Genomic DNA, 14168 nt, shown 5'->3' with positions numbered 1-14168 from the left:
GGAGGCGTATTCTACACTTCCCGTTGTTGGCGTCAAGCGTTTATTTTAAGAAGTTTTTCAAGCGTTGATTTCTTAATCAGAAGTCATTGCGTGAAGCTCTTAAACCGCTTGCCACCAGAGTTATCGTTCCGAAGAAGTTAACTCACTAACTCGAACTCGTGCTGCTTGGCTTGTTGCCTGCTGCGCCGTGTCAGTGGGGTCGCATTATAGGGAGATTCAAAAAGAGCGCAAGCGCTTTTTATCAAATAAATGTTCGCTTGCTGAAGTTTTCAACAAAGCCCCGTTTTTAGGTTATTTATCCTACTTTTTGCGACTAAATTTGCAGCAAGTTTGTTCTAGGTTATAGATAAAGTTCATTTTTTCAGCAACACACTAGTCTATTGGCTAATAATTCATTACCATATGGCAGGTTATTAACAGTTAGTTATCAATTCATTTATTCTTTAGAGATTATATTTATGCAGAAGTCATTCTTGATCGTATTGGCCGTAGCCATTATAGGTGCGCTCGCTATTTTTCAAATCGCACCAGATCTAAACGGCGCCATTGCTTTCTTTACTGGTGCTATTATTGCGAGCGTTATTTTTTCTCTTCAATCTAAAACGCCTGCTTCTAAAACTAACAGCAACGAACCATATAGTGGTCCAACGATGACTCTATATGTAGGTAATCTTCCTTATCGCGTACATGAAGGAGAAGTAAAAGCTCTATTTGGTGAGTTTGGCCCAGTTAACTCTGTACGTTTGGTTCGTGATCGTAAGACTGGTCGTCGTAAAGGATTTGGATTTATTGAAATGTCAGAAGCTGGTGCTAAGAAAGCTATGGCTAAATTAAATGAGTTCGACTTCCAGGAAAGAACATTAAAAGTGCGTGAAGCTAAATCGCAAGATTCAGATAAAAGTGATAACGCATAATATAAATGTATAGCTAACCTAGATTAGCTGAAGATCGTGACACTATAATAGTGAAGCCTTTTTCGGCTAGTCGGGTTGTTAAGCCTTGATTGATAGTTGTAGTTGTATAAATAGCTGACCAATCGCTCTGTTGATTAATCTTCGCATCACGCTTTAACTCTTCTAATAAAAAGCACACTCTCTGTGCTACCGCTTTACCCGAATCGAGTAATGTTACCTCTTGCCCCAATACTTGCTGTATTTCTTTAGCAACGATCGGAAAATGAGTGCAGCCAAGTACCAATGTATCAAGGTTAGTTATCTGGATTGGTTTAAGCTGTTGAGCAAGCTTAACAAGGTCTATCTCTTCTCCTGCTAATTTGGCTTCTGCCAACATAACAAGTTCTGATGATCCAAACAGCTCGACTTTACAGCCCTCAGCAAACTGCTCAATCAGCTCTTTAGTATAAGAGCGTTTTATAGTGCCAGGTGTTGCGAGCAGTCCTATATGGCGTGCTTTTGATAATTGCGCTGCAGGTTTTATTGCTGGTACCACGCCAACAATAGGAATAGAGAGTTGCTCTCTTAAAGCTGGTAACACCAAAGTGCTGGCAGAATTACACGCAACAACAACCATACAAGCATTGATACGTGCAACTTGCTCACATATCAGCTCAACACAACCAGCAATCAATACTGACTCTTCCAGCTCACCATAAGGCAGACGCGCGTTATCAAATAGATAGCAGTAACTTTGGTCTGGTAGTGCTTTTCTTATTTCATCGAATATGGATAGACCACCAATACCCGAATCAAAAATTAGAATAGGTCCCGACAAAAGTATTCTCCGCGATAAGATAAAATAACATCAGTTTGTATAAAGGTGCGCGCTCAAACATACTATCGAGCAGCAGGATTAACTATATTGCTTTAGAATTTTCCCACAAGCTAGGTAAAATCGGAAGCGAGAAACTGGACATCCCAGCTATCTAGTATAATATTCCGCCCCTAATTTAATGCCTACGGTGATCAAGATATGAATTTAGCAGCAATGGATCCTACAACCTATGATGTGCAGCTCGAAGCAAAGCGCGTCAAGTTAACTCAGTTATTTGCTGATTTTGACACTCCAGAGCTTGAAGCATTTAGCTCAGAGCCTGCTAATTACCGTATGCGTGCTGAATTTCGTGTTTGGCATGAAGGCGAAGATCTTTACTACTATATGTTCGATAAAGAACTAAACAGTAAAGTTCGCTGTGATCAGTTCCTGCCTGCCAGCGAATTGATTAACAAAATGATGCCTGCGTTAGTCGAACTATTAAAGCCGAACACTATTTTACGCCATCGTTTATTCCAGATTGATTTCTTATCAACCCTAAGTGGCGAGATCTTAGTATCACTGCTTTACCATAAGCAACTAGATAGCGAGTGGGAACAGCAGGCTAAAATCCTCAAGCAAACATTAAGCACTCAGTTTAATGTTAATTTGATTGGCCGTGCACGTAAGCAAAAAATCATTTTAGATAAAGACTTTGTGGTTGAGTCACTTAATGTTGCTGGTAAGCAGCTGCAATACCACCAGATTGAAAACAGCTTTACTCAGCCTAACGGTAAAGTGTCAGTTAAGATGCTTGAATGGGCTATTGATGTCACCAAAAATAGCACGGGTGATTTACTAGAGCTTTACTGCGGTAACGGTAACTTCTCTATTGCGTTGGCACAAAACTTTGACCGTGTATTAGCAACTGAGCTTGCTAAGCCTTCTGTTGAGTCGGCGCAGTACAACATTAAAGTTAACCAAGTAGATAACTTGCAGATCATTCGCATGTCAGCTGAAGATTTCACTGAAGCAATGGCGAAAAAACGTAGCTTTAGACGTTTAGAAGGTATCGACTTAGATAGCTATAACTGTAATACCATTTTCGTCGATCCACCTCGCGCTGGATTAGATGCAGACACAGTAAAGTTGGTACAAGGTTATGAACGTATCGTTTATATCTCTTGTAACCCGCATACCTTGATCGACAATTTAGGCGAACTAAGCAAAACTCATAACATCACTCGTTTTGCATTATTTGATCAGTTCCCATATACCGACCATATGGAGTCTGGTGTATTTCTTGAAAAGAAATAAGCTCCCAGCCCAATAAAAAACGGCATCCTAAGGATGCCGTTTTTCGTTTAATCATTCGATTACTTCTGCTCTTTTTTATGCTGCAGCGCTTCAGCGCCTTTAGCGATCATATGCAACTGGATAACTAAACGGTCAGCCAAAATTTTACGGTCTGCACGTTTCATATCTAACGCGGCAGCACCAGCGTTGAACACTAATGTTACTAATGCTTCAGCTTGAGCATGTGCTAGTTCTGGAGAACGATTAGCAGTTGCCTCAGTATAATGCGCCAATTCAGAAATAAAGTGTTCAATTTCTCGAGCTACTGCGCCCCTGAAAGGTGCAGAGGTGCCTGAACGTTCATGTAATAGAATGCGGAAAACGTTTGGGTTAGATTCAAGCACTTCCATAAAGGTTTCAACAGAAATACGAATAACACTGCCGCCCGCTTCTGCACGCTGACGACCTTTACGCATCATCTGTCTGAGGGTTAAACCACCTTCATCAACCATGGTTAAGCCCAATTCATTCATATCTTTAAAATGGCGATAGAAAGAAGTGGGAGCAATATTCGCTTCACGTGCAACTTCACGCAAACTCAGGCTAGAAAAGCTACGCTCAGCGCTTAATTGACTAAATGCCGCATCGACAAGTGCCCGCCGCGTTTTCTCTTTTTGTTGTGCTCTAATGCCCATCTTGAACCTACTTACAAAAATTATTCCTTGAATAATACCGCTTTTTAACACAAAACGCAGCATCAACAAACTTGACCAAGATCACTATCCACGTTAAATTGGCGTACAGATGTACGCTCAAAGAGAGATAGAACTATAATGAAAAAACCTCCAATCATCTGGATGAATGTGAGCCTATTCACCATCACATTCGCCTCTGCAGTAATCTTCGTACCTTGGTACGGAATTGCATACGGATTTGAAGCTATCGAGTGGCTAGCCTTTGTGGTACTTGCTTTTGCTAGCGGCCTATCTATTACCGGTGGTTACCACAGATTGTGGTCGCACCGTACTTATAAAGCTCATGCTTCAATCAGATTTTTATATGCTCTAGGTGGCGCGCTTGCCCTGCAAAACAGCGCATTGCACTGGTCTTCCGACCATAGAGTTCATCACAAGCACGTTGATAATAACGACAAAGACCCCTACTCAGCCAAGATGGGTTTTTGGTACAGCCACATTGGGTGGATGCTGCGCGAATATCAATCACAGCGTTACCATGATTATAAGAACGTACGTGATCTGCAAAACGATAAAATCGTCATGTGGCAGCACAAGTATTATCTGCCGCTACTACTAATTATGAACTTTGGTTTACCGATACTATTAGGTTGGTTAAACGGTGACATACTCGGCATGCTTCTGTTAGCTGGATTGTTACGCCTAGTTGTGGTTCATCACTGCACCTTCTTTATTAACTCTTTAGCACATATCTGGGGCTCACAGCCGTATACAGATAAAAATACCGCTCGCGATAATGGCTTCTTGGCGCTGTTAACCTATGGCGAGGGCTATCACAACTACCATCATATTTTTGAGAATGACTACCGTAACGGTATTCATTGGTGGCAGTACGACCCAACTAAATGGCTAATTGATGGCTTAGCATTGGTAGGCTTAGCAGATGGCCGCCGCGTGGTGCCGCAAGAAAGAATTGAACATGCACGCCTGCAAATGCAGCTGAAACGTACCCAGAATAAGGTGGCACACTTACCAAATAGTGAAGAGCTTATCGACAAGCTTCAAGCCGAGTATGAAACCTTAAAAACTCACCTTGCTGAATATTACGCGGCCAAAAAAGCCTTGCTTGAGGCCAAGAGACAACAGCTTGCTGATAAGCATCTGCTTAGCCAAGTAAAAGAGCTAAAGCTGCGCTTTAAGCAACAGCAAAAAAGCTGGCACAGCCTTACTGCCAGCTTTGGTTAACCCGCAACTCAAAAAGCCGCTCCCTAGAGCGGCTTTTTATTTTCAGGTCAAAAATTACCAATTGAGTTGTTTATTCTCTTTAGGATAAGCCCCAAGTCTCAACTTGTACTTGCGGTTGATTGAAGTCACTGGGGTATGGGTCTATTATGATCGGCTACTTACCTTTTTAGGGCGATTTAAGCTCATGTCAGATTCAGAAATCAAACTTACCGAATATAGCCACGGTGCGGGCTGCGGCTGCAAAATTTCACCGAAAGTGCTGGGAACCATTCTTGCCACTCAGTTACCCGTTTTTGATGATCCTAATCTGCTGGTAGGTAACCAGACACGCGATGATGCTGCGGTTTATAAGCTAAATGAAACCACAGGTATTATCAGTACGACTGACTTTTTCATGCCTATTGTTGATGACCCGTTTACCTTCGGCCGCATTGCAGCGACGAACGCAATTAGTGATATTTACGCCATGGGTGGTACACCAATGATGGCGATTGCGATTTTAGGCTGGCCGGTTAATAAACTGCCAGCAGAAGTGGCCCAACAAGTAGTTGATGGCGGCCGCAAAGCCTGTGCTGACGCAGGTATTATGCTAGCCGGTGGTCACAGTATTGACTCGCCAGAACCTATCTTTGGTTTAGCCGTTACTGGGCAAATTCCGCTGGAAGAGTTAAAGCAAAACGATACCGCTAAAGCTGGCGATAAACTTTACCTGACTAAACCTTTAGGGATCGGCATTTTAACTACTGCACAAAAGCAGAAGAAACTTGCCGATGCAGACCTAAATACGGCAGCCGAAGCCATGTGCCAATTGAATATTCTTGGCCCTAAAATCGCAAAAATCCCACAAGTTAACGCACTAACAGACGTAACTGGCTTTGGCCTCGCAGGTCACTTACTAGAGATGTGCCACGGCGCAGATCTTAGCGCTAAGATTGATGTGAATTTATTGCCGCTGTTACCAAATGCACGCCACTACATAGAATTAGGCTGCATTCCTGGTGGTACACACAGAAACTTCGACAGTTACGGTGAGCACTTACCATCACTAACTAATGAGCAAAAAGCGATTATTTGTGACCCACAAACCAGCGGCGGCTTACTTATTGCCGTTGCCGAAGAGGGCGAAATAGCACTAACAGCATTACTCGCTGAAAACGGCATTGAGCCTATTTGTATTGGTCAGCTAATTAAAAATAATGCGGGTAAAACCGTGGAGCTGGTTTAATGTCATTCAATAAAGTGCCCGCTAGCGAATATCGCCGCATACTCGTTAGCGATCACCCAATAATGGATGCACGTGCGCCCATCGAGTTTGACAAAGGCGCCTTCCCTGCCAGCGTTAATCATCCACTTATGGAGGATGAAGAACGCCGTCTGGTAGGCACTTGCTACAAAGAGCAAGGTCAACAAGCCGCAATAGAGCTAGGCCATTCATTGGTGAATGGCGATGTAAAACAGCAAAGAGTCGCTGCCTGGGTTAAATTTTTTAGCAACAACCCTAATGGCTACCTTTACTGTTTTCGTGGTGGACTTCGCTCGCAGCTAACCCAACAATGGCTCAAAGAAGCAGGCTTAGATATTCCGTTTATCGAAGGTGGCTACAAAGCCATGCGCCAGTTTTTAATTGAAACCATTGATACTGCGCCAAACATAAAACCTATGCTGATTTTAAGCGGCATTACTGGCAGCGGTAAGACAGATTTTCTATTAAAGCGCCAAGAGGCCATTGATCTTGAAGGGTTAGCACACCACAGAGGATCTAGCTTTGGTCGTTACCACGAAAGCCAGCCAAGCCAGATCAACTTTGAGAATGCGCTTGGCGTCGCGCTGCTGAAGCATCAAGACAGTGCAGCTAAACACTTACTGCTTGAAGATGAAAGCTATCTCATTGGCCGTTCAGCGCTGCCACAAGCATTTTATGCGGGTATGCAGGCTGCCAATGTATTGGTATTAGAAGAGTCGTTAGAGGCTCGCTTAGCACGTCTGTTAAACGAATATGTACATAAGATGCATAGCGGTTATGTTCAAAGACTTGGTGAAGCTAAAGGCTTTGAGGCGTTCTCTCAATACCTAGCCCAGAGTATTACCGGGATTCAGAAACGTCTTGGCGGTAAACGCCATGATGAGCTGCAAGCAATGATTAGCAATGCGCTATCGATTCAGTTTAACCAAAACGATACCAGTGCGCACTTAGCCTGGATTGAGTTGCTACTGGTAAAGTACTACGACCCTATGTATCAATATCAAATTGATAAAAAAGCTGAACGGATTATCTTTAAAGGCGATCACCAAGCCATGCATCAATGGTTAGATAACCAATAAAACACTTGTACCTCACTAACAGCTGGCAATTTTTACTAACTAGGCTGCTGTTAGTGGGCGTATTTCTACCACTAATCGCTTTGCTGCATCATCTTTAACAGTCACTTCAATCACCTTGGTAGCGACACTAATGTAATCTTTTTGCTCTGCCTGAGCTTGCTTTAACTGCGTAGTACTGACGCAAATAACACTGTCGACATCAAGCTCAGCAGCCTCAATATTTGCAGTTCTATTACCATTAGCCAGATTACTTATACTCAATAACGTACGCGATAACGCACGACGATAAAGTCGATTGATACTTAAGCTTTGAGCCATGCCATCCGCAAAATGTACTGGGTGGGTAAAGCTGCCGTAAAGCAGCATCATGTCTCGCCAACTTAAGTTATCAGCCACTACAAGCAGCTTAGCTTGTTTATGCAATGCGTTAGGATCATCCAAGCTGACTTTATATTTAACTCTGCGATGGTAATAGCTGCTTATGCTTAGCAACAACTCCGGCCAGCCTAGCAATAACCAAGAGAACACCAGCATATTCGCCGCAGCCAATAGTAAAAACAGTTGTTCAATTTGCCACTGAAAAACATTCAAAATCAGCATGGCAAATATCGCAGAAGTCACCATAAATAACGCATTAATGATGTTGTTACTGGCAATAGCTTGCGCACACTCACCATCTTTAGCACGAGCCTGTATGTAGGTATACAGCGGCACAATAAATAAGCCGCCGCCCACACCTATCATAAACAGATCAAGCATCAGTCGATAATGACTCGCAGCGCCAATAAAGTCTTGTAGATTATAAAGCACTGCTAGCTCAGGTTTAGTAGGGATCGCAAAGTACAGATCAATACCAAAGCCTGCAAGTAAGACTAAACCTAGCGGCATAATAGCTAACTCTACTTGGCGACAAGACAGGCGTTCACAAACGAAAGAACCGACGGCGATACCGACAGAAAATAGCAATAACAACAAAGAAACCACTGTAGGATCTGCATGCAAGGTCACCCGCGCAAAATTCGGAAATTGCGTGAGATAAGTTGCGCCCACAAACCAAAACCAGCTTATGGCTAAAATGGCTATCCAAATACCCGGCGTGCGACGGGCTTTTTTAATGCTAGCAAGAGTTGCAGCAACAATAGAAAAATGCGGTTTTTGCGTAGAATGGGCCGGAATACTCGGAATAAACCAACTAGCAAACGCACCAATCAAGGCCAAAATGAATACGCTTGCAGCCGCCAGAGATGCTGCATTATTGCTGGCAACGATCAATCCTGCAGAAATAGTACCGGCCAAGATAGCGAGAAAAGTGCCCATCTCAACCCAGGCATTACCCGACACCAGTTCGCTATTATCCAGCACTCGCGGCAATAGTGAGTATTTTACCGGACCAAAGTAAGCTGACTGTACGCCCATTAAAAACAGTAATAGCAGCATTATCAGATAGCTATGACTAACAATAGCAAAAATCGCCACCGACATAATGGCCAATTCAAGCAGCTTTAATCTTCTAATTAATAATGCTTTATCGACGTAATCAGCAACCTGCCCCGCATGAGCAGAAAACAGTAAGAAAGGCAGGATAAATAAACCCGCCGCCAAGTTAACAAACAGGTTTACATCTATAGGTAACTCATCGACTTGGGAATAAGCCACTAACAGTAGCAAGACGTTTTTAAACACATTGTCATTAAGCGCCCCCAAGCATTGGGTGACAAAGTAGGGTAAAAAACGTCGGCTAAATATCATCGGCTTTAAGTATGCTCCGCTTTTAAATAGCGCATAACTTGTCTTGGCTCACCCTCACCAAAATAATCAGCTTCAAAGGCGTGTTCGACAAAGCCACTACGGGCGTACAAGGCTTTGGCTGGGTTGTTTGGGTCTACGGTTAGGTTAACTTGGGTTATCTGAGCTGGCAGCGTTTCAATCAGCTTTGAGATAAGCTTAGTGCCAATGCCTTTACCTCTAGCAGTATCGGCAACGGCAATAGATAAAATCCAGCAAACATCGGCCTCAGCGCCTGTTGATGCGAGTAGGTAACCCATCACTTTAGCTTGCGCGTCTTTTGCTACCCAAAAACTATGTGGCCAGCAATCTAGGGCTTGTCTAAAGAAAAAATCTGGATAGCAATGTCCAGCAAAGCATTGCTGTTCGAGGGCATCAATCGCGATAAGATCTGACTTAGTCGCAAGACCAAACTCAATCACATCATTCATTGATTAAGATCTGATCCCATTCTAAGGCTGGAGAACCAACAACGATAAAGTTAGGGTTTTCTAACGACTCACGCTCGTTATATGTCAAAGGTTGCAGGTTGAGATCCATTATCTGACCTCCCGCCTCTTCAACAATAATTTGCGCTGCGCCTGTGTCCCACTCACCTGTTGGACCAATACGTACGTAGCAGTCAGCGCGACCTTCAGCAATTAGGCAACTCTTTAACGCTGCGCCGCCTAGTACCACCAATTCACAGTGTTTATCTTGATTAAACAGCTTGATTACTGACTTAGGATCTTGACGACGACTGACTGCTAAGCGTAGAGAATCAGAGTCATTCGTTAGCTGTTTGCTGCTAATACGTACTTCAGCTCCATCTTTACGCTTATAAGAACCTAGACCAGCGATACCGTAGTAACAAACTTCGGTCATCGGCGCATATACCACGCCCATGATTGGGCGGTTATGCTCGACCAGCGCAATGATCACAGAGAAATCACCGCTACCGGCAATAAACTCGCCGGTACCGTCAAGTGGATCCACTAACCAATAACGAGGCCAATCACAGCGCTGCGCAAAAGGAATATCGGCATCTTCTTCCGATAATACCGGAATATCTGGAGTCAGCGCCTTTAACGCGTTGGTGATAATTTCATGGGCAGCGAGATCTGCAGATGTCACTGGCGTATTGTCAGACTTAATCTCACGCTCAAAATCCCCCTTTTGGTAAATATCGCGGATCTTTTTACCTGCAAGTGTGGCGATTTCAATAACCTGATCTACACAATTCTCTGGCTTCATAACTACTCCAACAGCCTAATACCCATGACCTACTTCGAATTTTGCTAACTTAGTTGTAGATGTTTTTGCGCTAAAAATAAAGCACTTACACTACGGGATTCAGAAAAATCTTCTTGATTCAATAAATCCTGCCAATCCGCTAGCGGCCAAGTCACCATATCTATCGGTTCTGGCTCGTCGCCTTCTAGGCGGCTTTCATACAAATCTTCAGCAATAAAGATCTGCATCTTACTGGCAAAGTATCCCGGGGCTAAGCTTAGCTCCATTAAATGAGTTAGCTTTTTAGCACCGTAGCCAATCTCTTCTTGCAGCTCGCGATTTGCTGCCTCGTGAGCTTCTTCACCAGGGTCAATTAGGCCCTTAGGAAAGCCCAGTTCGTAGCTATGAGTACCTGCGGCATACTCACGCCCAAGCAGTAACTGCTCGCCGTTGAGCACAGGGACAACCATTACTGCGCCACGATTATTGCCTTTCATGCGCTCGTACTGGCGCTCTACTTGGTTAGAAAAGCGTAAGTGCACTTGTTCGATTTGAAACAGTCGGCTTTGAGCAACGACTTCAGCGTGCAAAATTTCCGGTTTCTGATTTTTTTTAGTCATACACATCCCAGTGCCGCTGCCGACTTGTCATTTAATTCAGTATAATCTTACTATTGTTCACCCAATCTACAACATGAATTTTCTAGGATCGCGCAACTATGTTTCCATGGACAGATATTGACACCATTTTACTCGATATGGATGGTACGCTTTTAGACCTGCATTTCGATAACCACTTTTGGGTGCAGTTGATCCCTAAAGTACTCAGCGAGCAACGCAATATCTCAGTGCAACAGGCCAGTGAATGGGTTGAAGAGTGCTACACCAAGGTTGAAGGTACGCTGAATTGGTATTGCCTTGAATATTGGGAGCAACAGATGGGCTTAGACATTATGGCGCTGCACCGCACATTGGTTGAGCGGATTCAAATGCGCCAAGACAGCATGCCGTTTCTAAATGCGCTTAAACGTGCGGGTAAACAACGGATTTTAGTCACCAATGCGCATCCTAAAAACCTAGGGCTAAAATTGGAACATACCGAGCTAGGTTTAGGGTTAGACAGCATGATATCGAGCCACGAAACTGGTTATCCCAAAGAGCATCCAGAATTTTGGCTGCAATTATTTGAGCGCTTTAACCTAGAGCCTAGTCGTTGTTTGTTTATTGATGATAACGAAGCCATTTTAGCAGCAGCAAAACTCGCTGGTGTCGGTTATCAGCTAGGTATCGCTAATCCAGACAGCCAAAAGCCGAATAAGGTGTTTGATGACTTTCCTGCGATAGAGGATTATCACCACTTACTTGATGAACTACTGCAGCAAAAGTAAAGAGTCAGCCATAAAAAAGGCGCTATATCAGCGCCTTTATAAACTCTATCAAGAATGCTCTAACTAGATAGGTAAGCGGCCTTGATAAGTAATAGGGTAATATCCTTGACTGTCTTTCTTGCCTAAGAAAGAGAGCGCCTTTTTCAAATCATCAGGCTGAGTGTTCACTTCACGGATTTTGGCGTTAACTTGTACCATCTTGTTATCCGCTAAAACGATAGTGCCGTCTAACCCGAGTCCATTTAACTTTTCATCAGTGGTTAATTCCACTTTGCCATCAAGACATGCCAAGCCCAATGCGATATCGCCAAGTGGGTACTTACCAAACTGGTTAGTAACGTTTACCTGATTTAAAAACAGCTTACCTGAAAGCTGCTCACACCAAGGTAAGCCTTGCTCAAAGTTATCAACTAACACACTGAGGTCGCCATTAATCTTGGTTCTAAACGGTAAGTTAGTGCGTCCTAACAAAAAGCTGCTTGGCGCTTCAAACCTTAAGCCTGAGGCATCAAGTCCAGACATTGAATAAGCAACCGTCCCCTTGCCATTAACTGCACTTGCGCGGCTACCAATCACCACATCAGCCTTAACAGTGCCTGTTAATAATGACAGCACATCTAAGTCCCAAGTGATCATTTCTACTTGGCGCTTTTGCACGCTTAGCATATCAATGCTGCCAGCCCAAATCGTGCCAGATACACCGCTAATAGCGACATTGTTTGGCAGTGGAGCTAGCTTTACCGCCATGCTGGCTGGAAACAACACCACTAAAAATACCAAGTAGATTAAAAAGCCTAACGCTATCTTTTTTGCTAATTTCACCACAACACCTTATTTCGACAGCTGAATACGACGCACATTAACGTAGCCCGGAGTATCCGATTCGGCTAAATCTAAACTCTCTAGCGACAAGCCTTTGTTTTGCACTAGCTCGTTAAGATAATTCAATAACGTATCGAATGGCACTTCATCCATCCATACTTGAATTTTATTGCCTTGAGGCTGCATCCGGGTGATCTCTAGGCCGAATGCCCCCGCAGTTTGGTTTACAGCCGCGCTTAAACTGCCTTTAAAGGCATTATTAGTGCCGCTCTGTTTTAGGCCTGCAATACGGTTAGCGGTTTGCTTAACGTAGTTAAGCGTGCTTTGCTGACCTTCTAGGTTGCGCTGCGCCTCTGCTTCAGCATTAGCGATTGGCGTCCAAACGCCCCAATATAAAATGCCAATAACCAAGACCACGCCACAAGCCGAAACCATCTGCTTTTCACGTAAAACTAAGCCGTTCCACCATGCTTTTAAGTTTTCCATCTTATTTGCTCCTTATGGTTAAGGTGCTGGTGACTTCTGATTCACCGCTATTCATCGCACCACCAGTCAGCTGATAAGAACGTGCCACTATCTCTTTAAACTTCTCAATCTGCTCGTAATTTTTCGCCGTTACCTGCATGCGGATTTCATTACGATTGCTATCAAAACGCAGCGTGGTTGGCTTAAGCGCAGGCACTTGAGCAAAGGCATCTTGCATGCCTGAAAGCATGACAAAGAACTGAGTACCACTGCCACCACCTTGCAAAGTACGTACATAACTGCCCATTTGTGAGCGCAGGTTTACCACTCGAGAACTGCCAGGCACAACTTGCTTATAGATCTGCTCACTTTGCGCTTGTAATTCATCGGCGGCTGTATTCATTTGGTGGATGTTTAGGCCTTTGTTAACTAAGGCTAGAACGATCACTACAGCAAATGCGATAGCGGCATTACGCCACAATAGTAAGTGCTTACCGTATTCTTTCTTTGGCTTGTATACGCCTGATAGCAAGTTCATTGGCGCATTGAGTAAGCCCTTAGCCAGCACCAACATAGGCAAATCTAATGGCTGAGCTTTTATTTGCGTGCCCGCCAATTGCAACTCAGTGTAACCAGCAACCGTGGTTTGCGTGTCAGCAATTAACAGCTGAGGTAACGCCATATCAAGCCAGTTTTGGCTCAAACTCACGCCGCTACCCGCTCCTGTGCGTAGCAAGACTTCTTTGCCTAGGGTCATTGCCGCCCAATCGCAATCGGCAAGTGGCAGTGCTAAGCAATCTGGCACAATACATTTAGCTTTAAGGCCAGCATCACTAAGCCACTCGATCCACATTTGCATTTGCTCGTGTGCCACCACTGCAATACTTAACGCGTCGCCATTACGCGGCCCCGTCACAAAATGCAGTTCATCAACATTTTGCGCGAGGTTTTCTTCCAGCATAAATGGCAGCGCCTTAATCGCTTGGCGTTGGCTTTTTTCCGGCAAATCGACTTCGGTTAGCGTAATGCTTGATGCTGGCACTAAAACGTCAACACCGCGATTACCCGCTCTTTCAGTAAGGGTCGATAGTGCACTGGCATTGTTAAGCTCGCCAGAACCTATAATTTCTTGTTCCTGCTCAGACCAAACCAGCCAAGAGCATGCTTGCTCTGCGGTTTGTCCTAAACGGATAAATAGTCTTTCACTCACTGATTTATCTCCACAAGTC

At 44.0% G+C, this 14168-nt stretch carries 15 protein-coding genes; 6 read left to right on the top strand and 9 right to left on the bottom strand.

What is annotated here, in order from left to right:
* Positions 1 to 458: 458 nt before the first annotated feature.
* On the top strand, positions 459 to 914 hold the full coding sequence (locus L2740_RS18645; RefSeq protein ID WP_248951553.1) for an RNA recognition motif domain-containing protein: 456 nt from the start codon (positions 459 to 461) through the stop codon (positions 912 to 914).
* A 13-nt stretch (positions 915 to 927) separates the two neighbouring features.
* Here the strand turns inward: L2740_RS18645 and murI are convergent, their stop codons facing one another.
* Entirely contained in the window at positions 928 to 1731 is an 804-nt protein-coding gene (gene murI, locus L2740_RS18640) for a glutamate racemase (protein WP_248951552.1), read from the bottom strand.
* A 198-nt stretch (positions 1732 to 1929) separates the two neighbouring features.
* Between murI and trmA the strand changes: the two genes are divergently transcribed.
* Positions 1930 to 3027, top strand: a complete 1098-nt coding sequence (trmA, locus tag L2740_RS18635) for a tRNA (uridine(54)-C5)-methyltransferase TrmA (protein ID WP_248471676.1) — start codon at positions 1930 to 1932, stop codon at positions 3025 to 3027.
* Positions 3028 to 3086: 59 nt separating this feature from the next.
* Here trmA and fabR read toward each other — a convergent pair whose 3' ends face one another.
* Complete coding sequence (gene fabR, locus L2740_RS18630) at positions 3087 to 3701, bottom strand: HTH-type transcriptional repressor FabR (protein ID WP_202723586.1); 615 nt, start codon at positions 3699 to 3701, stop codon at positions 3087 to 3089.
* Positions 3702 to 3839: 138 nt separating this feature from the next.
* On the opposite strand from fabR, the gene L2740_RS18625 reads away from it, so the two are divergent.
* The 3 genes from L2740_RS18625 (at position 3840) to mnmH (ending at position 7268) form a co-directional block, all read left to right on the top strand.
* Entirely contained in the window at positions 3840 to 4946 is a 1107-nt protein-coding gene (locus L2740_RS18625) for a fatty acid desaturase (RefSeq protein WP_248951551.1), read from the top strand.
* A 184-nt stretch (positions 4947 to 5130) separates the two neighbouring features.
* Positions 5131 to 6171 (top strand): selenide, water dikinase SelD, encoded by a 1041-nt coding sequence (selD, locus tag L2740_RS18620; RefSeq protein WP_248951550.1) that lies wholly within the window; start codon positions 5131 to 5133, stop codon positions 6169 to 6171.
* Positions 6171 to 7268, top strand: coding sequence for a tRNA 2-selenouridine(34) synthase MnmH (gene mnmH, locus L2740_RS18615; RefSeq protein ID WP_248951549.1), 1098 nt, complete (start codon positions 6171 to 6173; stop codon positions 7266 to 7268). Before selD ends, mnmH begins: the two co-directional genes overlap by 1 nt.
* Before the next feature lie 39 nt (positions 7269 to 7307).
* Here the strand turns inward: mnmH and L2740_RS18610 are convergent, their stop codons facing one another.
* Genes L2740_RS18610 through nudE form a run of 4 tightly spaced genes read right to left on the bottom strand, consistent with a single transcriptional unit; the run spans position 7308 to position 10885 of the window.
* The gene (locus tag L2740_RS18610; protein ID WP_248951548.1) at positions 7308 to 9017 is read right to left on the bottom strand and encodes an MFS transporter; all 1710 of its coding nucleotides are present in this window, start codon (positions 9015 to 9017) and stop codon (positions 7308 to 7310) included.
* Positions 9018 to 9022: 5 nt separating this feature from the next.
* Complete coding sequence (locus L2740_RS18605) at positions 9023 to 9484, bottom strand: GNAT family N-acetyltransferase (protein WP_248951547.1); 462 nt, start codon at positions 9482 to 9484, stop codon at positions 9023 to 9025.
* Positions 9477 to 10286, bottom strand: coding sequence for a 3'(2'),5'-bisphosphate nucleotidase CysQ (cysQ, locus tag L2740_RS18600; RefSeq protein ID WP_248951546.1), 810 nt, complete (start codon positions 10284 to 10286; stop codon positions 9477 to 9479). Before cysQ ends, L2740_RS18605 begins: the two co-directional genes overlap by 8 nt.
* Positions 10287 to 10330: 44 nt before the next feature.
* Positions 10331 to 10885: an ADP compounds hydrolase NudE gene (nudE, locus tag L2740_RS18595; protein WP_248471669.1), complete on the bottom strand. Its 555-nt coding sequence runs from the start codon at positions 10883 to 10885 to the stop codon at positions 10331 to 10333.
* Between the two features lie 98 nt (positions 10886 to 10983).
* Between nudE and yrfG the strand changes: the two genes are divergently transcribed.
* Complete coding sequence (gene yrfG / locus L2740_RS18590) at positions 10984 to 11652, top strand: GMP/IMP nucleotidase (protein ID WP_248951545.1); 669 nt, start codon at positions 10984 to 10986, stop codon at positions 11650 to 11652.
* A 63-nt stretch (positions 11653 to 11715) separates the two neighbouring features.
* Here the strand turns inward: yrfG and L2740_RS18585 are convergent, their stop codons facing one another.
* Genes L2740_RS18585 through gspL form a run of 3 tightly spaced genes read right to left on the bottom strand, consistent with a single transcriptional unit; the run spans position 11716 to position 14149 of the window.
* Positions 11716 to 12474 (bottom strand): type II secretion system protein N, encoded by a 759-nt coding sequence (locus L2740_RS18585; protein ID WP_248951544.1) that lies wholly within the window; start codon positions 12472 to 12474, stop codon positions 11716 to 11718.
* A gap of 9 nt (positions 12475 to 12483) precedes the next feature.
* The gene (locus L2740_RS18580; RefSeq protein WP_248951543.1) at positions 12484 to 12960 is read right to left on the bottom strand and encodes a type II secretion system protein M; all 477 of its coding nucleotides are present in this window, start codon (positions 12958 to 12960) and stop codon (positions 12484 to 12486) included.
* Position 12961: 1 nt separating this feature from the next.
* Entirely contained in the window at positions 12962 to 14149 is a 1188-nt protein-coding gene (gene gspL, locus L2740_RS18575) for a type II secretion system protein GspL (protein WP_248951542.1), read from the bottom strand.
* Positions 14150 to 14168: the final 19 nt, after the last annotated feature.

Source organism: Shewanella pneumatophori (genome assembly GCF_023283895.1).
In the GTDB taxonomy this organism is placed as follows: Bacteria; Pseudomonadota; Gammaproteobacteria; order Enterobacterales; family Shewanellaceae; genus Shewanella; species Shewanella pneumatophori.
The sequence above is the reverse complement of the archived record's forward strand: the minus strand, read 5'-3'. Positions and strand labels throughout refer to the sequence as shown.